The sequence below is a fragment of the Mesorhizobium sp. M4B.F.Ca.ET.203.01.1.1 genome (assembly GCF_004791025.1).
GTDB classification, from domain to species: Bacteria; Pseudomonadota; Alphaproteobacteria; order Rhizobiales; family Rhizobiaceae; genus Mesorhizobium; species Mesorhizobium abyssinicae.
The window spans coordinates 276,031-296,525 of sequence record NZ_SRUO01000005.1; the positions used below are offsets into that span (position 1 = coordinate 276,031).

Consider the following 20,495-nt stretch of genomic DNA (forward strand, 5'->3'; position numbering starts at 1 on the left):
GGCGGACGCGCCGGGCGCGTCCGCCTTCAGGCCATTTGTCGACGATCTACTTCAAGATCTCCGCGTCCCTCGGCACGCCGGCATCGATCGGCTCGGCGGTCCTGTTCGACACCGCCGTGAGCTTGCCGGCGGGCGACAGGTTCGGGCGCACGAAGACCTGCGCGACGCCATTGACGCGGCCGTAGAGGTCGATGATGTCCTGGTTCATGAAGCGCACGCAGCCGGACGAAGCGTTCTTGCCGATGGAATCCCACTCCGGCGTGCCGTGCAGCCGGTACATCGTGTCCTTGCCGTCGCGGAAGAGATAGAGCGCGCGGGCGCCGAGCGGGCTCTGCGGACCGGGCGGCATGCCGTCCTTGTATTTCGCCAGTTCAGGCCGGCGCTGGATCATTTCCGGCGGCGGCGTCCAGACCGGCCACTTCTTACGCGCCTGAACCACGGCACTGCCGGTCCATCCGAAACCGGCCTTGCCGAGGCTGACGCCATAGCGGATGGCCTCGCCGCCGTCGCGCACCAGATAGAGGAAATGCTCGGAGGTATCGACGACGATCGTGCCGGGTTTCTCTCCGGTCGGATCGGGCACGATCTGGCGCACGAACCTCGGATCGAGCTTGTCCACCGGGATTGCCGGCAGCTGATAGCCCTCGTCGACGCGTGCCGCATACATGCTCTCGGCAGCGCCGAACGCCGAATCGCTTGGCGGCGGCGGCGCTGCCGCCGGTGGCGCCACGTCGGTGGTGGTGCAGGCCGAAAGAGCCACGGAGGCAGCTCCCAGAGCGGACGCACCGAGAAACGCGCGCCGGTTCAGGCGCTCAAAAAACAGCGGACTATCGGACATCATCCCCCCGGCTATCGATAGGATCTAAGGAGTGCGGCCCCACGCACCCGGGATCAATAGCCCATTCCGCAAGCTTTGAGAACATGACTGGATCGAGGCACGCCAGAGCATGATGCCGAAAGTGTGAATCGATTTTCGCTCAGGCGGAATTTTCCGGCGCCGCATCGACCTGTCCCCTCAAATCGGCGATCATCGCCGACCGCACCCAAAGACCAGCGCCGAGCAGCCCACCATGGACGACAAGACGCCTGCCCGCCGGCGCACCGGCGACCTCACCAGCGGCCCGATCCCGCGCACGCTGCTGCTGTTCGCCTTGCCGGTGCTCGGCTCCAACGTGCTGCAGTCGCTCAACGGCTCGATCAATGCGGTATGGGTCGGCCGCTTCCTCGGCGAGGCGGCGCTGACCGCGACCTCCAACGCCAATCTGGTGCTGTTCCTGATCCTCGGCACGGTGTTCGGCATCGGCATGGCCGCCACCATCCTGGTCGCGCAGTCGGTCGGCGCCCGCGAGCTGCCGGAGGCGCGGCGCATCGTCGGCACCAGCGCCACCTTCTTCTTCCTCGTCTCGGTGGTGTTCGCCGTCTGCGGCTGGATCTGGGTCGACGCCATCCTCAACACGCTGGGCACGCCGGCCGACGCGCTGCCGCTGGCGCGCTCCTACCTGCGCATCATCTTCGTCGCCGTGCCGATGATGAACCTGTTGTCCTTCGTCATGACGGTGCTGCGCGGCGCCGGCGATTCGCGCACGCCGTTCGTCTTCATGGCGCTGGCGGTCGTCCTCGACATCGTGCTCAACCCGCTGCTGATCCGCGGCCTCGGGCCGTTCCCGGAGCTCGGCATCGCCGGATCCGCCACCGCCACGCTGATCGGCCAGACGGTGAGCGTGATCGCCATCCTGATCGTGCTCTATGCCCGCAAGCATCCGCTCAGGCTCACCGGCGCCAACCTCGCCCTGCTGCGGCCCGATCCGGCGCTGCTCAGGATCGTCGTCTTCAAGGGCGTGCCGATGGGCCTGCAGATGATCGTGATTTCCGCCGCGGCGCTGACGGTCATGGTCATCGTCAATTCCTACGGCTCGCAGGTCGCCGCCGCCTACGGCATCGCCGCGCAGCTCTGGACCTATATCCAGATGCCGGCGCTCGCCATCGGCGCCGCCGTCTCCTCGATGGCGGCGCAAAATGTCGGCGCCGGGCGCTGGGATCGCATCGGCAAGGTCGCGGCTTCGGGCGTCGGCTTCAACCTGGTGCTGACCGGCGCGCTGGTCTTCCTGCTGTTTTTCTTCGACCGTTTGATCCTCAGCCTGTTCCTCAGCACCGACGGCGCGGCCATCGACATAGCCGCCCACATCAACAATGTCGCGTCCTGGTCGTTCATCCTGTTCGGCGTCACCATCGTGCTGTTCGCCACCGTGCGCGCAACCGGCGCGGTGATGCCGCCGCTGATCATCCTGGTGATCTCGGTGCTGATCGTGCGCACCGGCTTTGCCTATTTCTTCCGGAGCGTGATCGGCGAGGAGGCGCTCTGGTGGAGCTTTCCGGCCGGCTCGATCACTTCACTGGCGCTGGCCGCCGCCTACTACCGTTTCGGCGGCTGGCGCACCCTGCACATGATCGAGGGCAGGCCGGCCGCCGGCGAACCGCCGGACACTGGTCTCGGCGTGCCGCGCCAGCGCGCGAACATGGCGCCCGAGACGCCGGACGGCTGAACCCTAGCGCGCGTATTTCGCGCCGAACCCCAGCGCCACCAGCGCAAAGACCGTGATCATCCCGGCAAAGGCCAGGCTTGCTGCCGTCGCGCTCGTCCAGTTCGACAGGATGCCGATGCCGATGACCGGCAGCGCGTTGCCGCAGAAGCAGCAGATGAAGAAGGCCGACACAACTTCGGCGCGCCGGTCGTCCGGCGCGATCTGGTTCACCACCTGCAGGCCGCCGCGATAGCCGAGCGCCGCCGCCACGCCACACAAGCCGGTTGCGGCGATCATGATTGCCATGGACGCATAGACTTGCGCGGCAACGACCAGCGCCACGGTTGGGGTCATCAGCGCCAGCGCCGCCAGCATGGTGATGCGGCTGGACAGTCGCACCGTCAGCAGGATGGTCGCGGCCGCCACCATCGACAGCTCGAAGAACAGCGCGCCGGCCTCGGCGTGGTTCGTGACATGCAGCTGCTGGGCCAGGACGCTCGGCGCCAGCGCAGCATAGAAGCCGACCAGCGCCATGGCCCCGAAGCCGGTCACCGCCGGCGCCACGAAGGCCGCGCGGATGTCGGCGGGCACCGACAGCCGTGGCCGCATCGAGACATCCGAGAGCCGCCCTGGCCGCAGCACGGTTTCCCGCGTGCGCCAGATCAAGAGCGTGACCAGGGCAAGCAGCGCCAGATAGAGGACGAATGTCAGCTTGAGCGGCCAGGGCGCGTATTCGGCAAGCACCCCCGACACCAGCGCGCCGAGGCCGAGGCCGACGAAATTGGTGCTGGTGGCGATGGTTGCGGCGCGCGATTTGTCCTCGCTGTCGATCAACTCGGCGATCCAGGCGGTGCCTGTTCCCGCGCCGACGCCGATGCCAAGACCGCTCAGGATGCGGGCGATATCGAGCCAGGCGACATTCTCGGCGAACAGGAAGACCAGCGCACTGACAAGGGCGGTCGTCATCGCCGCCAGGGCGGCCGGGCGGCGGCCGATGGCATCCGATAGCCGTCCGAACACCAGCAGCGCCGCCAGATTGCCGACGACATAGACGGCATAGACCAGCGTCAACGTCATCTGGGAGAAGCCGAAGGCCTGTTTGTAGATGATGTAGAGCGGCGTCAGCACCGTGCTGCCGGCAAACAGCGCCGCGATCATGGCGGCGACGGCGGTGGTCGCGCCGCCGCCGCCGAGTTCATTGTCGCGCGTGATGGCTTGAGCGTAGGTCGTCATGTCGACGTCCTTCTTTTAGGGGGATGCCCGCCTAACGTGCAGGTGGTGACGGCCGTTCCGCTCGCCCAATACGCTCCTGACAGGATGGTCAGTATGGCGCCGCGCGAAATCCTCTCGTACCCTTCGCCTGTTCAAGGGGAGAATCGATGGGCAAAGGACGGGTCGAAGCATTCACCGATGGCGTCGTCGCTATCATCATCACCATAATGGTGCTGGAGCTGAAGGTGCCGCATGGCGAGGATTTTTCCGCCCTTGCGCCGTTGTGGCCGGTCTTCTTCAGCTATGTCCTGTCCTTCATCAATGTCGGCATCTACTGGAACAATCTGCACAACATGTTCCACACCGTGCAGCGCGTCGACGGATACGTCCTGTGGGCGAACCTCAACCTTCTGTTCTGGCTGTCGCTGATGCCGGTGACGACCGCTTTCATGGGCGAGAACCATTTCGCGCCGGTCCCGGTCGCCGTCTACGGCGCCGACCTGGCGCTCTGCGCCGTCGCCTACACGATCCTGGTCACCAAGCTGCGCCACCTGCACGGAGCGGACACGACCTTCGCCAAGGCGGTGGGCCAAGACAGGAAGGGCAAGATCTCGCTGGCGATCTACATAGCTGGCGTGCTGCTCACCTTCGTCAACCAATGGATCGGCGTCGCCCTCTATGTGGCGGTGGCGATAACCTGGTTCGTGCCGGATCGGCGATTCGAGAAGCTTATCGAAAAATAGACGACGCTACGTCCGCATCGCCTTCAACTTTTCGGCCACCGACGCCGCGAGGTCGGCATAGCGCTCCTCCAGCCGCTCGGCCGCCTTGATGACGGGGAAGTCATGGTCGAACTTCTCCAGCGCCATGCGCAGCTTCTCGACGAAGTCGGCCTGCTTCTCCAAAGCCGAGAACAGTGTCTTAACCTGCGCCTCGCTGATGTCGGGATTGGCCAGCATCTTCGGCACCTCGCGGCCCATCTGGTCGCCGGTGGCGGTCTGCTCCTTCAGGATTTCGGCCCAGTCGGTCAATCGGCAGTCTCCTTCGATGGCGGGCAGCATGCGCGGCGGCCGCCCATGCGGTCAACCCGCCGACATCGAAGCGGACTTGCCTGAGCCTGATCCGGCGTTAAGTTCGGCGCAACCTCGAACAAGGACCCTGCCATGACCACCGACGCCGAATTCCAGTCCGCCCTCCCCGCCCTCGCCTCCGGCAACGTGGCCGTCATCACCGGCGCCGCCAGCGGCATCGGCCTTGCCGCCGCGAAGCGGTTTGCGGCCATGGGCATGAAGATCGTGCTGGCCGATATCGGCGGGGCGCGCCTCGACGAGGCAAGCCGGGCGGTCGCCGCGATCGGCGGCGACGTGCTTGCCGTCGCCACGGATGTTTCCGCGGCCGACGAAGTCGATCGACTGGCGGAAACGGCGCAAGGCGCCTTCGGCGACGTGTCGCTGCTGATGAACAATGCCGGTGTCGGCAACAATCCCGGCAAACCGTGGGAAAACCGCGATGCCTGGAAGCGGCTTCTCGCCATCAATTTCTGGGGCGTCGTGCATGGCGTCGAGGCCTTCGCGCCGGCCATGCTGGCCTCGGGCAAACCCGGCCTGATCATCAACACCGGCTCCAAGCAGGGCATCACCACGCCGCCCGGCAATCTCGCCTACAACGTCTCCAAGGCCGGCGTGAAGACCTTCACTGAAGGCCTGGCGCACGCTCTGCGCAACGAGCCCGGCGCCAGGATCTCCGCCCACCTGCTCATCCCGGGCTTCACCTATACCGGCCTGACCGAAGGCGCGACCGAGAAGCCGGCCGGCGCCTGGACGGGAGAGCAGGTCATCGACTTCATGCTCGCCTCGCTCAAGCGCGGCGATTTCTACATCCTTTGCCCCGACAATGAGGTGGCGCGGCCGACGGACGAAAAGCGCATGGCCTGGGCGATTGGCGACATCATCGAGAACCGCCCTGCCCTTTCACGCTGGCACCCTGACCACAAGGACGCCTTCGCGACCTTCATGAACGGCTGACGGTCGGGCTCAAGCGGCAGCCTGCTTCTTCGAGCCGGGCTTCGGCGTTACCGCCTTCTTGGCGGCGGCGTCGGCGATCTTTCGATCGTGGCGCTTCGCCGCCTGCTCGCATTTGGCGCGGATCTCCTCGACTTCCGATTCCGTCAGGTGCTCGATGCCGATGAAGTGGTTGTGGGCGCGGCTGACCCGGATCAGCTCGTCGAGCTTGGCCTGGATCGCCGCGCCGTCGCGGTTCTGCGTGTTCTGGATAAGGAACACCATCAGAAAGGTGACGATCGTGGTGCCGGTGTTGATGACGAGCTGCCAGGTATCGGAAAAGCCGAAGAATGGCCCGCTCGCGGCCCAGATGACGACGATCAGAATGCAGGCGGCGAAGGTGGGCGGCAGGCCGGCCACATGAGCCACCCAATTGGCAATCCTGGTGAAAAGTCTCTCGATCATCGGAATCTCTCGACCGTCGTGCGAACTCCGAGAGAAACAGACAACGCACGCTCCCGGTTCCCGCTGAACCGATCCGCACGTGCAATCCGGCACACGCGGAAAGCGCACGCTCAAGAAAAAACACCTTATGGCTTTGTTGTCACAGTGCGGGAGCAGGCAAGAAAAGCCTGCTCCGTCCGCTTCACGGCGGTTTACCTCCAGCCCCTTCCGCTGCGCCACCCCCGCATGGCGGAAGGGGTTTTGTTCCCCAGGATCAGGTCGCGTCGTTTTCCCAGCGGTCGAGGAAGGCCTCGATCGGCATGGCCTGCATGTCGGGAACGGCCTTGGCCAGTTTCTCGGGCGGCCAGTCCCACCAGCCGAGGCGTTCGATGCGGGCCGCGATGCCGGCGTTGAAACGCTGGCGCAGCGACCTGGCCGGCGCGCCGGCGACGATCGTGTAGGCCGGCACGTCATGCGTCACCACCGCGTTGGCGCCGACAATGGCGCCATTGCCGATGGTGATGCCCGGCATGATCACCGCGCCATGGCCGATCCAGACGTCGTGGCCGATACTGACGGACCTTGCCTGCCGCCGCTCCCGGAAGGCCGCGTCGACGCCCAGCCAGCGGAAATACTCGTTCGGCCGGTAGCTGACCTTGTGCTGCGTCAGCCGCTCGATCGGATGTTCGAGCGCATTGATGCGGCTGTTGGCGGCGATCGAGCAAAATTTGCCGATCGTCGTGTAGATCGCTTCGGCGTGGCGTTCGAAATAGGAGAAGTCGCCGACCGTCACCTCGCGCAGGACCACCCGTTCGCCGATCGAGGCGTAGCGGCCGAGCTTGCATGCCTTCAGTTCCGCGGTCGGATGGATGCGCGGTTCCGGATCTTTCAGGACGAGGTCTTCGGCACGGTCCATGCGGCGGCTTTACCCCCGCGCAGTTGCTGCTGCAAGGCGGGAGCAATGTCGCGCCGTCAAACAGCCCGAGAGGGTCTGCCCCGCTTATTGCGGCTTGCCCTTGGTCCAAACCACGTTCTGGCCGTAGAGCGGGATCGACGTGACCGACATCTTGGCCGAACCGTTCTGCACCTGGCGTGAATGCGAGAGATAGATCAGCGTCTCGTTCTTCTTGTCGTAGATGCGGTTCACCACCTGCTTCTTCCAGATCAGGCTGATGCCCTGCTTGAACACCTCCTCGCCGCTTTCGCCCATGTCGATGTCACCGATGGTGATCGGTCCGGTCTGGCGGCAGGAGATCGACGAATCGGACGGATCCTCGAACCAGTTGCCCTTGTGCAGCCGATCGATGACGCTGCGATCGAAATACGCGACGTGGCAGGTGACGCCCTCGACTTTCGGATCCTTGATCGCCTCGACCATGATGTCGTTGCCGACCCAGTCGACGCCGACCTTGCCGACCTCCTCGGCCGCCGCCGCGCCGACGACAAGGCATGCGGCAAGCGCGCCGCCGATCAGTTTTCGCAAGGGAGCCTCCTCGGTTCGAGTTGCCGGTCTCAGGTGGGACTGAGGTGGCTTGTTTACAAGCTAGGCCTGGCGGAACCTCAACATCTGCCGCAGCACGTCGCTCCTGAGGACAAAGTGCTGGACCAGCGCGCCGGCGATATGCAGCAGCACGACATAGAGCAGGATGTTCTTGCCCACCACATGCACCAGCCCGGCTCCCGGCAGCTGCAGGAACCAGGCGGCGGCGCCCGAAAGCGGCACGATGAAGATGAGCGCATAGATCAAGAGATGCGCTGCCTTGGCCAGCAGCCGCAGCGCCGGATGCTCCATGCCCGAGACCGGCGGCACGCCGCGCGTCGCCCTCAGCCAAAGCCGCCACGTCGCAAGAACGAGTACCGCAAGGCCGAGCACGACATGCATGTAGGCCAGCGGTATGTCCCCTGCGGCAGCCTGCTGCCCTCTGCGAAAGGCACGCCAGACATGCTCCATGCCGTCATGGGCAAGGAACTGGATCAGAATCAGCGCCGCGATGCCCCAATGCAGCCAGATCTGGATCTTCGAATAGGAGGCTGCTTGCATGTCCGGTCCATCGCTGGCGTGTCTGTCTCGAAGGTAGGTCGGCGGAAAACCCGGTCAAATTAAGGATTGGCAATATGCATCGGTTGCGGCAACGCGGCATCTTTGCCTCCGCCGCCTCTACCCGCTAAGACTGCTCGAACAAGGCGTCCGATTGGGCGCCCAATGAAAGATCACGACGGACATTTCCCGATGATGCGTTCAATCCTGGTCGGCATTCTCGTCCTGATGGCGGCCGGCATCGGCTGGCTGACCTTCGACTGGTACCGCGGCCACTATAGCGGCGAGCCTTACGGCGCGCCCTTCGCGCTGGTCGACCAGAAGGGCGCGCCGATCACCGAAGCCGCCTTCAGGGGCCATCCCAGCGTCGTCTTCTTCGGCTTCACCCATTGCCCCGAAGTGTGCCCGACCACGCTCTTCGAACTGTCCGGCTGGCTGAAGACGCTTGGCGACGGCGGCAAGAACCTGAACGCCTATTTCGTCACCGTCGACCCCGAGCGTGACACGCCCGAGATCATCAAGGCCTATGTCGGTAATTTCTCCGACCGCATCGTCGGCATCAGCGGCGACCCCGACAAGGTCCATGCCATGGCCAAATCCTTCGGCATCTACTGGAAGAAGGTCGACACCGGCGATGGCGACTACACGATGGACCACACCGCCTCGGTGCTGCTGCTCAATGGCAAGGGCGAGTTCTCCGGCACCATCGCCTATGGCGAAAGTGCTGACGCGGCCGTTGCCAAGCTGAAGCGCCTGGCGAACGAAGGCTGACACCGTCCGATGGCGCAAACGCGGCTCCATTTCACCGCCGGCAAGATCGAGGCCGATCGCATCTTCGCCGCGCTCGATGCGGCCTTCGAGGATGAGGGCCTGCCGCTTGCCGTGCTGGAGGTCGACGAGGACCGCGACATCCACGAAGTCTCGCTCTATGCTGATGGCGACGTCGATGCGGTCGAGGCGCGACTGAAGGACATCCTTGCCGGCCTCGCGCTGACGAAGCCTATCGAACGCGAAACGCTGCCCGAAATCGACTGGGTGGCGCGCTCGCTGGAGGGCTTGAAGCCGGTGCGCGCCGGCCGCTTCTTCGTCCATGGCGCGCATGACCGCGACAGGCGCCACAGCGGCGACCTCGCCATCGAGATCGAGGCCGGCCTTGCCTTCGGCACCGGCCATCACGGCACCACCGCCGGCTGCCTCGAAATGCTGGAGAAGGTCGTGCGGCGCGAGCGGCCGCGCAACGCCCTCGACCTTGGCACCGGCAGCGCCGTGCTGGCGATCGCGCTGGCGAGGCTGGCACATATCCCGGTGCTGGCGACCGACATCGACCCGGTCGCCGTCAAGGTCGCCGCCGCCAATGCCCGCCTTAACCATGTCAAGGCGCTGGTCGAAACCGTGACCGCGCCGGGCTTCCACCACCCGATCTTCGGCAGGCGCGCGCCGTTCGATCTCATCGTCGCCAACATATTGGCGCGGCCTTTGATGCGGCTGGCGCCGGAGATGGCGAAGCACATCAGGCTCGGCGGCTCGCTCGTGCTGTCCGGCATTCTCGATCGCCAGCGCGATGCCGTGGTCTCGGCCTATGTCGGCCAGAGCTTCCGCCACGTTCGCACCCTGCACCGCGAGGGCTGGGTGACGATCCATCTCAAGCGCTGAAACTGGACCAATCCGTCCCTCCGGAAATCGATTCCGGTTTTCGGGGCCATGCGCTACGGTCGCGTCGACAGAGGAGGCCCATCATGTTCCAGACCTTCGACTCGGCGGGCGATCCGTCTGTCGGCAAGCCGCGCGTGGCGCTGCTGCGGCAATGGCTGGCTGAGAACGGCCTCGACGGGTTCATTGTTCCCCGCGCGGACGAGCACCAGGGCGAGTATGTCGCCGACCGGTCGGCGCGGCTGAAATGGCTGACCGGCTTCAGCGGCTCGGCCGGCGTCGCCATCGTCCTTAGCGACCGCGCCTTCGTCTTCGTCGACGGGCGCTACACGCTGCAGGTGCGCAGCGAAGTCGATCTCGACATCTTCGCCATCGAGAGCCTCATCGACAACCCGCCTGCCACCTGGATCAAGGACAATCTCGGCAAGGGTGCACGCTTGGGCTTCGACCCATGGCTGCACACGCTGAGCGAAGTCAAGGCCCTGAAGGCCTCGGCCGAGCAGTCCGGCGCGACCCTGGTGCCGCTCGACCAGAATCCCATCGACATCATCTGGAAAGACCAGCCCGAGCCGCCCGTGGCGCCGGTCGAAATCCATCCGATCGGTTTCGCCGGCGACCTGGCCAAGGATAAGCTGGCGCGGCTGGCGGCAGCGATCGACAAGGACGGCGCGACCCATGCGGTGCTCACCGACCCGTCCTCGATAGCCTGGGTCTTCAACATCCGCGGCGGCGACGTGCCGCACACGCCGCTGGCGCTGGGTTTCGCGATCCTTGCCGCCGACGGCAAGCATCAGCTCTTCATGGATCAGCGCAAATTCCCGCGCATGGTCGCCGCCTATCTCACCCAGCTTGCCGACCTGCACGAGCCCGGCGAATTCGAAGCCGCCGTTGTCGCGCTGGCCAAGGGCGGCGCCAGGATCGCGCTCGACCCTGTTCTGGCGGCCGAAAGGCTGAGAATGCTGGTCGAGGACAATGGCGGTTCGGTGGTTTCAGCGCCCGATCCGGCCCGCATCCCCCGCGCCACCAAAAACCAGGCCGAGATCAACGGCAGCCGCGCCGCGCACCGCCGCGACGGCGCGGCGGTGGCCAAGCTGCTCTGCTGGCTCGACCGGCAACAGCCGGGCACGCTCGACGAGATCGCGGTCGTCACCAGACTCGAGGAGGTGCGCCGGCAGACCGGCGAGGAAACCCAGATGCCGCTGCGCGACGTCTCCTTCGACACCATTTCCGGCGCCGGGCCGAACGGCGCCATCATGCACTACCGTGTCTCCCGCGCCACCAGCCGCAAGCTCGCCGACGGCGAACTGTTCCTGCTCGATTCCGGCGGCCAGTATCAGGACGGCACCACCGACATCACCCGGACCGTGCCGGTCGGCCAACCCACCGAGGAGATGCGCGAGCGCTTCACCCTGGTGCTGAAGGGCATGATCGGCATTTCCATGCTGCGCTTTCCCGCCGGCACGCGCGGCTCGGAAATCGACGCCGTGGCGCGCGTGGCGCTGTGGAAGCACGGCTGCGACTTCGCCCACGGCACCGGCCATGGCGTCGGCTCCTACCTTGCCGTCCATGAAGGCCCGCAGCGCATCGCCCGCACCGGCACCGAGAAGCTGCTCGCCGGCATGATGCTCTCCAACGAGCCTGGCTACTACAAGGAAGGCGCCTACGGTATCCGCATCGAGAACCTCGTGCTGGTCACGGCCGCCGAGCAGGTAGAAGGCGGCGACATCGCAATGCACGGCTTCGAGACGCTGACGCTGGCGCCGATCGACAAGCGCCTAGTTCGCACCGATCTGCTGACACGCGACGAGTTGCATTGGCTCGACACCTATCACGCCCGGGTGCTGGCCGAGATCGGCCCTATGCTGGACGGCGAGACGCTGGCCTGGCTGGAGAAGGCGACCGCGCCGCTGCCGCACGACGCCAAGATCTGAATCCAACAACTTGGAAGGTCAGCACTGCCGCTCATCCGCCTGCCGGCACCTTCTCCCCGTATAGTGACGGGGAGAAGGGGCTGACTGTGACGTCGGCGCTATCTTGCAACGTCAGCGATTGGCGAAACCGTCGATGAGGGCTTCTTTCTCCCCGTCACTATACGGGGAGAAATGCCCGGCAGGGCAATGAGGGGCGGCACCGACGCGCACAACGAAATTGAACCGGCAGTCAGCTCGGACCAGAAACTTACCCTGCGAACTGCCTGGCCAGTATCAGCACGGCGGCACCGGCCAAAAACATCGACATCAACCCGCCGCGCAGCGACACGGCCGCGGCGACGATCAGCGCCGCCCATTCCGCGGGACCGGCGCCAAGCGCCGCCGGCGCGACCAGCGTGGTCAGCACCGCCGCCGGCACGGCGTTCAAGCCAGCCTCGACGCGCGGATGGACGTTGTCGAAGCGCGAGATGACCAGGTGCCCGCCGACGCGGGTGAGATAGGTGGCGACAGCACCAGCGATGATGATCCAGAAGGTGGTGCTCATGGCCGTTCCCCCACGCCGCTGTGATGCGGCGGCAGGATGACGGCGAGCAGCACGCCGGCGACGGCGCCGATGGAAACGTGCCAGGGCGAGCCTACCGTCTTGTAGGCGATGGTGGAGGCAACGGCGCTCGCTACGACCACAGGCAGCCACAGCGGCCGCTTGCGGAAGCCCATGACGAGGCCGAGGAAATAGATCGGCAGCAGGAAGTCGATGCCCAGCGCATGCGTGTCGGGAATGAGCTTGCCGAACACCGCGCCAAGCGCGCTTTCGATCACCCAGAACACATAGACCGGCAGGCCGAGCCCGAGATACCAGGCAAAGCCGACGGTCTCGCCGGATTGCGCCCTCGCCTCCGACACGGCGTATTGGGGATCGGTCATGATGAAGAAGCCGAGCGCCTGCTGCACCACCGGCCAGTGCGCGATGCGCCGGCCAAGGCCGGCGGAATAAAGCACGTGGCGGAAATTCACGGCGAAGATCGACAGCACGATCAGCCACGGCGCGACATGCTGGCCGAACAGTTCGATGCCGACCATCTGGCTGGCGCCGCCGAAGATCAGGGCGCTCATCAGGAAGGCTTCAAGGACCGAGAAACCATTGTCGACGGCGATTGCCCCGAACAGCAGCGCGAATGGCGCCGAAGCGACCACGACCGGCATGGAGAGCCGAACGCCGTCCCAGAAATCGCTCTTCGCATTGCTTTCGGAAATCGCTTCCGCCGACATGGATGGCTCCCTTTGACGGCCTGATGTAGGGAGCGTCGCCTTCCTTGTCACACCAATTCGCTTGAGCCGAACGATCAGCGGAAATGATCGCCGTCAGGATTTATGCGATATCATGCATTCACTTTCCGGAATGTTGCCAATCCCCTTTGTCTCAATCGAGAGATCAGGGCGAGGGAAGCTTCCGACAACGACAAAACCGGCCTTCTCACAAGCCGCGACACATCGCGTGACATTAAGTGGAGGATTCTTGCTTCGTCCGGACATGCTGACGCCATACGTGCCGCTTGAGCACGAGGCATCCTTGCCGTCTGTGTCCCGGTGTAGGTAAACGACATCAAAAGTTTCGCCAACGATGCAGCCGGCGGGGCCGAATAGTGCTGCTGTCAGAACGGCATATCGACCGAAGATCACAATGGCTCCGTAAATACCGCTCAAGGCGAAACTAGGCCTGCACCGCCTTGCCCTGGATGGCCCTGCCCCAGTCGAGCAGTGGCTTGGCCCGCAAGGTAAAATCGACGAGCTCGTCGACCAGCGCCGGCGAATGGATGCCGGCCGGGTCAATTGCCTGCTGGACGTAAAAGTGCCGGTTGCGGATGGCTTCGGCCAAGTCGCTGTCAGTGACATGCTCGAAGCCGCGCGGCGTGCGCTTCATGCGATCCTCGGTCTCGAATTCGAGACGGTTCTTTTTCAAGGCCGCCACCAGCGCGCGATACTTCTCCGGCTTCGTCGCGATGGCGTTGCGCATGGCGAGCAGCAGCTCAGGGCTGGGCTGCCACCAGGCGACGCCCGAGAAGCACCGCTCGAGCCCGATATGCACGTAGAACACGCCCTGCTCCATCTTGGTGCCGTCGGGCGACAGGATGGCCGACAGATGCCGGTTGTAGGGCCGCTTGTCCTTGGAGAAACGCACGTCGCGATTGATGCGGAACAGCGACTTCTTGCGGTCGCCGCGCAGGCCAAGTCCGGCCGCGGCGAAACGCTCGGTCAGCGTCTCGACGAGATCGCAGAACGGCTCGTGCAGCTCGCTCTCGTACAGGTCGCGGTTCTCGTGAAACCACTCGCGGTTCTGGTGGAAGTCGAGCGCCTTGAGGAACGGAATGGCCTTTTGGCCAAACCCCTTGAACGGGCCGGCCATCACGCCTTGCCAACCCGTTGCAACCATGTGTCCTCGTCGATGACTTCGACGCCGAGTTCACTGGCAAGCTTCAGCTTGGAGCCCGCGCCCGGACCAGCCACCAACAGATCGGTTTTCGCCGACACCGAGCCCGCCACCTTGGCGCCAAGCCGTTCGGCCATCGCCTTGGCTTCGGAGCGCGTCATCTTTTCCAATGAACCGGTAAAGACGATCGTCTTGCCGGCGACCTCGCTGTCGGCCGAGACCGTGACGATATACGGCTTTGGCTTGACTTGCTCGAGCAGCTTCTCAAGCACGTCGTCGTTGCGTTCATTGCCGAAGAAATCGCGCAGCGCGCCGATCACCGTGTCGCCGATGCCGTTGATCGAGGGGAAAACACTGTGCGGATCGTCGGCCTTTGCCGTCTCCTTGCCGACGCGGATCAGCACCTCCATGGTCGAGAAGGTCCGGGCAAGGACGGCGGCAGTCGTCTCGCCGATATGGCGGATGCCGAGGGCGAAGATGAAGCGGTCGAGCTCCGGCTCACGGCGCGCGTCGATGGCCGCGAACAGCTTGTCGAGGCCTTCATAGTTGCGATCCTCGGCGCTGCGCACATTCTTGCGCGTCTTGCCCGATGCGGCCTCACGCAGCTTCGCCTGCTCCTCGCGCCGCCCGGCCAGCGCCCTGGTGACGTCGGGGCGACGATCCTTGAGCGTGAAGATATCGGCGGCCGTCTTGATCAATCCGGCGTTGAAGAAGAGATCGATGTTTTCCGCGCCCAGCCCCTCGATATCCATGGCGCCGCGCGAGACGAAGTGGCGCAATCCCTCCACGGCCTGCGCCGCGCAGATCAGCTCGCCGGTGCAGCGGCGGCGGGAATCTTCCTTGCCGGTCTTCTCGTTGATCTCGCGCGTCGCCGGCGAACCGCAGATCGGGCAGGTATGCGGGAATTCATAAGGCACGGCATCCGACGGGCGCTTGTCGATGACGACGCTGACGATCTGCGGAATGACATCCCCTGCCCTCTGAATGACCACAGTGTCGCCGATGCGGACGTCGATGCCGTCGCGGATCGGCAGGCCGTTGCTGTCGAGACCCTTGATATAGTCCTCATTGTGCAGCGTGACGTTCTCGACCACGACGCCGCCGACGGTGACGGGCGCCAGCCGCGCCACCGGCGCCAGCGTGCCAGTGCGACCGACCTGGATGTCGATCTTCTGCACGGTCGTCATCGCCTGCTCGGCCGGAAATTTGTGCGCGACGGCCCAGCGCGGCTCGCCTGTGACGAACCCCCACCGGCGCTGCAATTCCAGCTGGTCGACCTTGTAGACAACCCCGTCGATGTCGTAGCCCAGCGACGAGCGCTGCTCCTCGATCCGATGATAGTGCGCGATCAGTTCCTCGATCGATTTCGCCCGCACCATCAACGGGCTGACCTTGAACCCCCACGCAGCAAATTTCTGCACCGAATCATATTGGGTGGGAGCCGGATCCGCCGTCGTGTAGCCCCAGGCATAGGCGAAGAACTTCAGGTTGCGGCTGGCGGTGACCGAGGGATCCTTCTGGCGCAGCGACCCGGCAGCGGTGTTGCGCGGATTGACGTAGTCCTGGCCGCCGGCAGCCGCTGAACGTTGCTTCAGCGCCTCGAACTCGGCATAGGTCATATAGACCTCGCCACGTATCTCGATCAAATCGGGCCAGCCCGAGCCCTTCAGGGTTTTCGGGATATCCGCGATCGTCTTGAGGTTGGCGGTGATGTCTTCGCCGACGGCGCCGTCGCCGCGCGTTGCGCCCTGCACGAACACGCCGCGCTCGTAGCGCAGCGAGGCCGACAGCCCGTCGATCTTCGGCTCGGCCGTGAAGGCGATGTCCAGATCCTTGTCCCGGTCGAAGAAGCGCCGGCCGCGCTCGATGAAGTCGGCGACGTCCTGGTCGGTATAGGCCTTGGAGAGGCTGAGCATCGGCACGGCATGGCGAACCTTGGCAAAGCCCTCCGCCGGCGGCGCGCCGACCCGCTGTGACGGCGAATCCTCACGCACCAGGTCAGGGAAGCGATCCTCAATGGCGAGGTTGCGGCGCGTCAGCGCGTCGTACTCCGCGTCGGAGATTATCGGCGCGTCCTCGGTATGGTAGCGCCGGTCGTGCTCGGCGATCTCCGCCGCCAGCCGCTTCAGCTCGTCCGCGGCCTCGCTTTCGCTCAGCGAATCGACTGGTTTTTCCGACATGCTTGGCAAGTCCCTGAGTTTTGGCGCGCCACTATAAATCAGGATTCGCCGACCGGGAGTCGGCTTGCGCAAAAATCATTCCCGAACAGCAGGATGCAGCCATATCCTGACTCAGATTCCAGGCACAGAGAATCAAGCACCAGGATGTGTTGAGATTCAGGTCAGGCCGAGTCGAGAATGGTGGCTTCCGAGAACCGGAGCGGAGCGTACTTTTGGGTACGTGAGCACCGGAAGCGCAGGAAGCCGCCGTTCGCAGGCGGGCCTCACCTGAATATCGACGCAGCCTAGGCTGCGGCCGTGTTCTCGCGCAGCAAACGCTCTGCCGCCGCGCGCGCCTCGTCGGTGATCGTGGCGCCGGCCAGCATGCGCGCGATCTCCTCCTGGCGCGCCGGCCGGTCCATCTCGGCGATGCCGGTCGCGACCCTGTCGGTGCCGCCGGATTTGGAGATCAGGAAATGCGTTGCCGCGCGTGCCGCCACTTGCGGCGCGTGGGTGACGGACAGCACCTGCACCCGCTTCGACAGCCTGGCCAACCGCTGGCCGATGGCATCGGCCACGGCGCCGCCGACGCCGGTGTCGATCTCGTCGAAGACCAGCGTCGGCGCCGAGCCGCGATCGGCCAGCGCAACTTTCAGCGCCAGGAGGAAGCGCGACAGCTCGCCGCCGGAGGCGACCTTCATCATCGGGCCGGGCCTGGTGCCCGGATTGGTGCGCACCCAGAACTCGACCTGGTCGATGCCCTCTTCCATCCGGCTTTCGGCATCGCTCGCGATCTCGACGATGAACTCGGCGCGTTCGAGCTTGAGCGCCGGCAATTCGGCCATCACCGCCCTGGTCAGGCCGACGGCGGCGGCATGGCGAAGCGAGGACAGTTGCGCGGCCGAGATGTCGTAGGCCTCGCGCGCCGCGGCCGCCTGCTTCTCCAACGCGTGCAAGCGTTCCTCGCCGGCGTCGAGGTCGGCGAGGTCGGCGGCCATCGTGTCGCGCAACTGCGCCAGATCGTCGACCGCCACGCTGTGCTTGCGCGAGGCGGCGCGCAGCGCGAAAAGCCGCTCTTCCGCTTTCTCCAGCCGTTGCGGATCATATTCGGTGGCGCGCAGTGCCGCTTCGACGCCCGACTGCGCGGCATCGAGCGACAGCATCGCCTCGTCGAGCGACTTCACCACATCGTCGAGCAGGCCCGGCGCCTCTCCTGCCTTGCGCTGCAGGCGCCTGAGCAGGCTGGCCAGCTGCGGCAGCGGCGAGGACGGTCCCGAAAGCACATCCTGCGCGTCATGGATTTCCGAGGCGATCTTTTCCGCCCGCATCATCATGGCGCGCAGTTCGGCAAGCTCGCTCTCCTCGCCCGGCTGCGGATCGAGCTTCGCCAGTTCGGCGACGGAGGCGCGCAGATAGTCGGCTTCGCGCGCCGCGGCCTCGACCTTGGCGCGATGCTTGGCAAGGTCCTGCTCGCAGCCGCGCCAGTAACGCCAGGCTTCGCCCGTCGCGCGCGCGGCGCCGAGATGGCCGCCGAAACTGTCCAGCAATTCGCGGTGCGCGCCCGGATCGACCAGCGCCCGCTCGTCGTGCTGGCCGTGGATCTCGACCAGCGCATGGCCGATATCGCGCATCAGCGTGACGCTGGACGGCTGGTCGTTGACGAAAACGCGCGTGCGGCCGTCGGCCGTCTGCACGCGGCGCAGGATGATGTCGCCGTCATCCTCGATGGCGTTGTCGGCGAGCAGCGCGCGGGCCGGATGGTTGCGCGGCACGTCGAACACGGCGATGACCTGGCCTTGCGTGGCGCCATGGCGCACGAGTGCCGCGTCGCCGCGCGCGCCGAGCGCCAGCGACAGCGCGTCGAGCAGGATGGATTTGCCGGCGCCGGTTTCGCCGGTCAGCACCGAGAGGCCGGGCAAGAAGTCGATGTCCAGCTTCTCGATCAGGACGATATCGCGGATCGACAGCCTGGACAGCATGGCGGATGTCAGGCGCCGGTGATCAGCTTCCCGGCCTTGGAGATCCACGACCCCGCATTTTCGCGCGGCTCAAGCCCGTTGCTCTGCAGGAGCTTGTAGGAATCCTTGTACCACTGGCTGTCGGGATAATTGGTGCCGAGCACCGCGGCGGCGGTCTGCGCTTCCGATGTCAGGCCCATCGCGTAGTAGCTTTCGGTCAGGCGCGCCAGCGCCTCCTCGACATGGCGGGTGTTGGAATAGTTCTCGACCACGGTGCGGAAGCGCTTGACCGCGGCGATATACTCGCGGCGCTCGAGATAGTAGCGGCCGATCTGCATCTCCTTGCCGGCGAGCTGGTCGTTGGCGAAGCGGACCTTCTCCTTGGCGTCGTCGACATATTCGGAGGTCGGCCAGCGCGTCACCAGATCCTGCATCGTCTGCACGGTCAGGCGCGCTTCCTTCTGGTCCTGCGTGACGTCCTTGATCTGGCGGTAGTAGCTCAGCCCGATGATGTACTGGGCATAGGCGGCGTCATCCGTCGACGGGTAAAGCGTCAGGTAGCGCTTGGCCGAGCCGATCGCCTCGTCGTAGTGGCCGGCGCGATAGTCGGCGAAAGCGCCCATCACCATCGATTTACGGGCGAATTCCGAATACGGGTGCTGGCGGTCGACCGCGTCGAACTTCTTGCTCGCCTCGTCCAGCCGGCCGGCATTCAGATTGGCGAGGCCCTGATTGTAGAGGACGTCCGCGGGCTCGGTCTGGTCGACATAGGTCGACAGGTCGACATCCTTCTCGGAGGACATGCAGGCCGACAGGACGAGCGATGGAACAACCACCGAAAGCGCCAGGAAAACGACCCGGTGCGGTGCTTTCGATTGACCAACTCGCTTGAAGAACATGATTGGATTCCGCCCTTTCGGCGTCATTTCAGTCGTCATTTCGCTCTGGGGCAGCAGCCATAAACCATAACCGCCTTGCCCGGCAACGCTATCTCCGGCCAATCGCACATTTTTGTGGCGGTTCGGCACCGACCTGAGAATGGCACGATTTCACCAACCGGTGATGCATCCATGCAACACCGACCGGCCGATACAAAGCCAGAAAATCGTTAAGAATCAAATCATCCAGGGCGCGTAGAGGGGCGCGCTGACGGCAATCATTTCCGCGCTGCGGCCACGCTCGCGGCGCGTCGTTTCGACGATCTCGAAGGCGGACCGGTCGGACAAGAGCCGACGCAAAGCCGCCGCATTCATCCGGTGGCCGCCGCGATAGGAGCGGAAGCAGCCGATGAAGCGGGCGCCGGCGAGCGCCAGGTCGCCCATCGCGTCCAGCGTCTTGTGGCGCGCGAACTCATTGGCGTAGCGAAGGCCGCCGATGTTGATGACGCGGTTGTCGTCACCGATCACCAGCGAGTTCTCCAGCGACGAGCCCAGCGCATAGCCGGCCGCCCACAGCCGCTCGACGTCCTTCATGAAACCGAAGGTGCGGGCGCGCGCGATGTCGCGGCGGAAAATGTCGGGATTGATGTCGGAAGCGAACAGCTGGCGGCCGATTGCCGGGCTTTCGAAATCGATCTCGATCTCGAAGCGCGTGCCGTCATAGGGCCTGAACTCGGCCCAGGAGGCGCCGTTCTCGATGCGGACAGGCTTGACCACCCTGATATAGCGGCGCTTGACCGGCAGCATCTCGATACCCGCCTGGTCGAAGGCCTCGACGAAGGGCACGGCGCTGCCGTCGAGGATCGGAACCTCACGGCCGTCGATCTCGATGACGAGATTGTCGACGCCGAGCCCGAAAACCGCGGCCATGAGATGTTCGACGGTGCCGATGTGCTCGCCGGCCGGATCGCCAAGCATGGTGCAAAGATCGGTCGCGCCGACTTCGGAGACCAACGCGCGGAACTCGCGGCTCTCGCCGCCGTTGGAAAGCTGGAAGACGATGCCGGTATCGGCATCCGCTGGCAGGAAATTGACGGTGACCGGCTTGCCGCTGTGAACGCCGGTGCCGGTCAGCGTCGCGCGCGATTTAAGTGTCGTCTGATAGTCGTGCAAGACAAACCCCATGGCCCATACTGCCTGCGTCCGCTTCATCGGTTCTTGGCGTATTCTGCTGCCGGATGGATCACCCGGTGTGCGCATAGATGCGGCAAAATA

General features: G+C 65.0%; 20 protein-coding genes. 6 read left to right on the plus strand and 14 right to left on the minus strand.

Features of this window, described 5'->3' with window-relative positions; genetic code table 11:
* Positions 1-46 precede the first annotated feature (46 nt).
* Positions 47-838, minus strand: a complete 792-nt coding sequence (locus tag EN846_RS13975; protein WP_127393529.1) for a L,D-transpeptidase — start codon at positions 836-838, stop codon at positions 47-49.
* Positions 839-1,070: 232 nt separating this feature from the next.
* Here EN846_RS13975 and EN846_RS13980 point away from each other — a divergent pair, with 232 nt between their 5' ends.
* The gene (locus EN846_RS13980; protein ID WP_127393527.1) at positions 1,071-2,543 is read left to right on the plus strand and encodes an MATE family efflux transporter; all 1,473 of its coding nucleotides are present in this window, start codon (positions 1,071-1,073) and stop codon (positions 2,541-2,543) included.
* Positions 2,544-2,546: 3 nt separating this feature from the next.
* On the opposite strand, the gene EN846_RS13985 is transcribed toward EN846_RS13980, so the two are convergent.
* Positions 2,547-3,755, minus strand: a complete 1,209-nt coding sequence (locus EN846_RS13985; protein WP_128346177.1) for an MFS transporter — start codon at positions 3,753-3,755, stop codon at positions 2,547-2,549.
* A gap of 146 nt (positions 3,756-3,901) precedes the next feature.
* On the opposite strand from EN846_RS13985, the gene EN846_RS13990 reads away from it, so the two are divergent.
* Complete coding sequence (locus tag EN846_RS13990; protein WP_127286176.1) at positions 3,902-4,477, plus strand: TMEM175 family protein; 576 nt, start codon at positions 3,902-3,904, stop codon at positions 4,475-4,477.
* A 6-nt stretch (positions 4,478-4,483) separates the two neighbouring features.
* Here EN846_RS13990 and EN846_RS13995 read toward each other — a convergent pair whose 3' ends face one another.
* Complete coding sequence (locus tag EN846_RS13995; RefSeq protein ID WP_126053918.1) at positions 4,484-4,765, minus strand: hypothetical protein; 282 nt, start codon at positions 4,763-4,765, stop codon at positions 4,484-4,486.
* A gap of 132 nt (positions 4,766-4,897) precedes the next feature.
* On the opposite strand from EN846_RS13995, the gene EN846_RS14000 reads away from it, so the two are divergent.
* On the plus strand, positions 4,898-5,758 hold the full coding sequence (locus EN846_RS14000) for an SDR family NAD(P)-dependent oxidoreductase (RefSeq protein ID WP_127392268.1): 861 nt from the start codon (positions 4,898-4,900) through the stop codon (positions 5,756-5,758).
* A gap of 9 nt (positions 5,759-5,767) precedes the next feature.
* On the opposite strand, the gene EN846_RS14005 is transcribed toward EN846_RS14000, so the two are convergent.
* The 4 genes from EN846_RS14005 to EN846_RS14020 all read right to left on the minus strand — a co-directional run bounded on the left by EN846_RS14005 (position 5,768) and on the right by EN846_RS14020 (position 8,219).
* Positions 5,768-6,199 carry a low affinity iron permease family protein gene (locus tag EN846_RS14005; RefSeq protein WP_187331272.1) on the minus strand — a complete coding sequence of 144 codons (432 nt, stop codon included), beginning with the start codon at positions 6,197-6,199 and terminating at the stop codon, positions 5,768-5,770.
* Positions 6,200-6,452: 253 nt separating this feature from the next.
* Positions 6,453-7,094, minus strand: coding sequence for a DapH/DapD/GlmU-related protein (locus EN846_RS14010; RefSeq protein WP_127392269.1), 642 nt, complete (start codon positions 7,092-7,094; stop codon positions 6,453-6,455).
* 84 nt (positions 7,095-7,178) lie between these two features.
* A complete protein-coding gene (locus EN846_RS14015; RefSeq protein WP_127311565.1) occupies positions 7,179-7,661 on the minus strand; it encodes a CreA family protein in 483 nt (160 codons plus the stop codon).
* A 60-nt stretch (positions 7,662-7,721) separates the two neighbouring features.
* Positions 7,722-8,219, minus strand: coding sequence for a cytochrome b/b6 domain-containing protein (locus EN846_RS14020; protein WP_127392270.1), 498 nt, complete (start codon positions 8,217-8,219; stop codon positions 7,722-7,724).
* Between the two features lie 189 nt (positions 8,220-8,408).
* Here EN846_RS14020 and EN846_RS14025 point away from each other — a divergent pair, with 189 nt between their 5' ends.
* From EN846_RS14025 to EN846_RS14035, 3 genes are all read left to right on the plus strand, one after another.
* Positions 8,409-8,987 (plus strand): SCO family protein, encoded by a 579-nt coding sequence (locus EN846_RS14025; protein WP_127392271.1) that lies wholly within the window; start codon positions 8,409-8,411, stop codon positions 8,985-8,987.
* A 9-nt stretch (positions 8,988-8,996) separates the two neighbouring features.
* A complete protein-coding gene (locus EN846_RS14030) occupies positions 8,997-9,869 on the plus strand; it encodes a 50S ribosomal protein L11 methyltransferase (RefSeq protein WP_127392272.1) in 873 nt (290 codons plus the stop codon).
* A gap of 83 nt (positions 9,870-9,952) precedes the next feature.
* Positions 9,953-11,797: an aminopeptidase P family protein gene (locus EN846_RS14035; protein ID WP_127392273.1), complete on the plus strand. Its 1,845-nt coding sequence runs from the start codon at positions 9,953-9,955 to the stop codon at positions 11,795-11,797.
* A gap of 247 nt (positions 11,798-12,044) precedes the next feature.
* Here the strand turns inward: EN846_RS14035 and EN846_RS14045 are convergent, their stop codons facing one another.
* The 7 genes from EN846_RS14045 to lpxC form a co-directional block, all read right to left on the minus strand.
* Positions 12,045-12,341 (minus strand): AzlD family protein, encoded by a 297-nt coding sequence (locus EN846_RS14045; RefSeq protein WP_126053910.1) that lies wholly within the window; start codon positions 12,339-12,341, stop codon positions 12,045-12,047.
* Positions 12,338-13,066, minus strand: a complete 729-nt coding sequence (locus tag EN846_RS14050) for an AzlC family ABC transporter permease (RefSeq protein ID WP_127392274.1) — start codon at positions 13,064-13,066, stop codon at positions 12,338-12,340. Before EN846_RS14050 ends, EN846_RS14045 begins: the two co-directional genes overlap by 4 nt.
* A gap of 442 nt (positions 13,067-13,508) precedes the next feature.
* Positions 13,509-14,201, minus strand: coding sequence for a TIGR02453 family protein (locus EN846_RS14055; protein WP_127392276.1), 693 nt, complete (start codon positions 14,199-14,201; stop codon positions 13,509-13,511).
* Entirely contained in the window at positions 14,201-16,405 is a 2,205-nt protein-coding gene (gene ligA / locus EN846_RS14060) for an NAD-dependent DNA ligase LigA (protein ID WP_128346178.1), read from the minus strand. The genes EN846_RS14055 and ligA overlap by 1 nt, the downstream gene beginning before the upstream one ends.
* 284 nt (positions 16,406-16,689) lie before the next feature.
* Entirely contained in the window at positions 16,690-18,363 is a 1,674-nt protein-coding gene (gene recN, locus EN846_RS14065) for a DNA repair protein RecN (protein WP_127393962.1), read from the minus strand.
* Between the two features lie 8 nt (positions 18,364-18,371).
* On the minus strand, positions 18,372-19,241 hold the full coding sequence (locus tag EN846_RS14070) for an outer membrane protein assembly factor BamD (protein WP_127286449.1): 870 nt from the start codon (positions 19,239-19,241) through the stop codon (positions 18,372-18,374).
* A gap of 216 nt (positions 19,242-19,457) precedes the next feature.
* Positions 19,458-20,405, minus strand: a complete 948-nt coding sequence (gene lpxC, locus EN846_RS14075) for a UDP-3-O-acyl-N-acetylglucosamine deacetylase (RefSeq protein WP_128346179.1) — start codon at positions 20,403-20,405, stop codon at positions 19,458-19,460.
* Positions 20,406-20,495 lie beyond the last annotated feature (90 nt).

What these genes read in the sequence shown, in the direction of transcription:
- lpxC (WP_128346179.1), bottom strand. Translation starts at nt 20,405, where the DNA reads ATGGGGTTTGTCTTGCACGACTATCAGACGACACTTAAATCGCGCGCG.
- recN (WP_127393962.1), bottom strand. Translation starts at nt 18,363, where the DNA reads ATGCTGTCCAGGCTGTCGATCCGCGATATCGTCCTGATCGAGAAGCTG.
- EN846_RS14030 (WP_127392272.1), top strand. Translation starts at nt 8,997, where the DNA reads ATGGCGCAAACGCGGCTCCATTTCACCGCCGGCAAGATCGAGGCCGAT.
- EN846_RS14070 (WP_127286449.1), bottom strand. Translation starts at nt 19,241, where the DNA reads ATGTTCTTCAAGCGAGTTGGTCAATCGAAAGCACCGCACCGGGTCGTT.
- EN846_RS14050 (WP_127392274.1), bottom strand. Translation starts at nt 13,066, where the DNA reads ATGTCGGCGGAAGCGATTTCCGAAAGCAATGCGAAGAGCGATTTCTGG.
- EN846_RS13980 (WP_127393527.1), top strand. Translation starts at nt 1,071, where the DNA reads ATGGACGACAAGACGCCTGCCCGCCGGCGCACCGGCGACCTCACCAGC.
- EN846_RS14055 (WP_127392276.1), bottom strand. Translation starts at nt 14,201, where the DNA reads ATGGCCGGCCCGTTCAAGGGGTTTGGCCAAAAGGCCATTCCGTTCCTC.
- EN846_RS14025 (WP_127392271.1), top strand. Translation starts at nt 8,409, where the DNA reads ATGATGCGTTCAATCCTGGTCGGCATTCTCGTCCTGATGGCGGCCGGC.
- EN846_RS13985 (WP_128346177.1), bottom strand. Translation starts at nt 3,755, where the DNA reads ATGACGACCTACGCTCAAGCCATCACGCGCGACAATGAACTCGGCGGC.
- EN846_RS14020 (WP_127392270.1), bottom strand. Translation starts at nt 8,219, where the DNA reads ATGCAAGCAGCCTCCTATTCGAAGATCCAGATCTGGCTGCATTGGGGC.
- EN846_RS14035 (WP_127392273.1), top strand. Translation starts at nt 9,953, where the DNA reads ATGTTCCAGACCTTCGACTCGGCGGGCGATCCGTCTGTCGGCAAGCCG.
- EN846_RS13990 (WP_127286176.1), top strand. Translation starts at nt 3,902, where the DNA reads ATGGGCAAAGGACGGGTCGAAGCATTCACCGATGGCGTCGTCGCTATC.
- EN846_RS14045 (WP_126053910.1), bottom strand. Translation starts at nt 12,341, where the DNA reads ATGAGCACCACCTTCTGGATCATCATCGCTGGTGCTGTCGCCACCTAT.
- ligA (WP_128346178.1), bottom strand. Translation starts at nt 16,405, where the DNA reads ATGTCGGAAAAACCAGTCGATTCGCTGAGCGAAAGCGAGGCCGCGGAC.
- EN846_RS13975 (WP_127393529.1), bottom strand. Translation starts at nt 838, where the DNA reads ATGTCCGATAGTCCGCTGTTTTTTGAGCGCCTGAACCGGCGCGCGTTT.
- EN846_RS14005 (WP_187331272.1), bottom strand. Translation starts at nt 6,199, where the DNA reads ATGATCGAGAGACTTTTCACCAGGATTGCCAATTGGGTGGCTCATGTG.
- EN846_RS14000 (WP_127392268.1), top strand. Translation starts at nt 4,898, where the DNA reads ATGACCACCGACGCCGAATTCCAGTCCGCCCTCCCCGCCCTCGCCTCC.
- EN846_RS14010 (WP_127392269.1), bottom strand. Translation starts at nt 7,094, where the DNA reads ATGGACCGTGCCGAAGACCTCGTCCTGAAAGATCCGGAACCGCGCATC.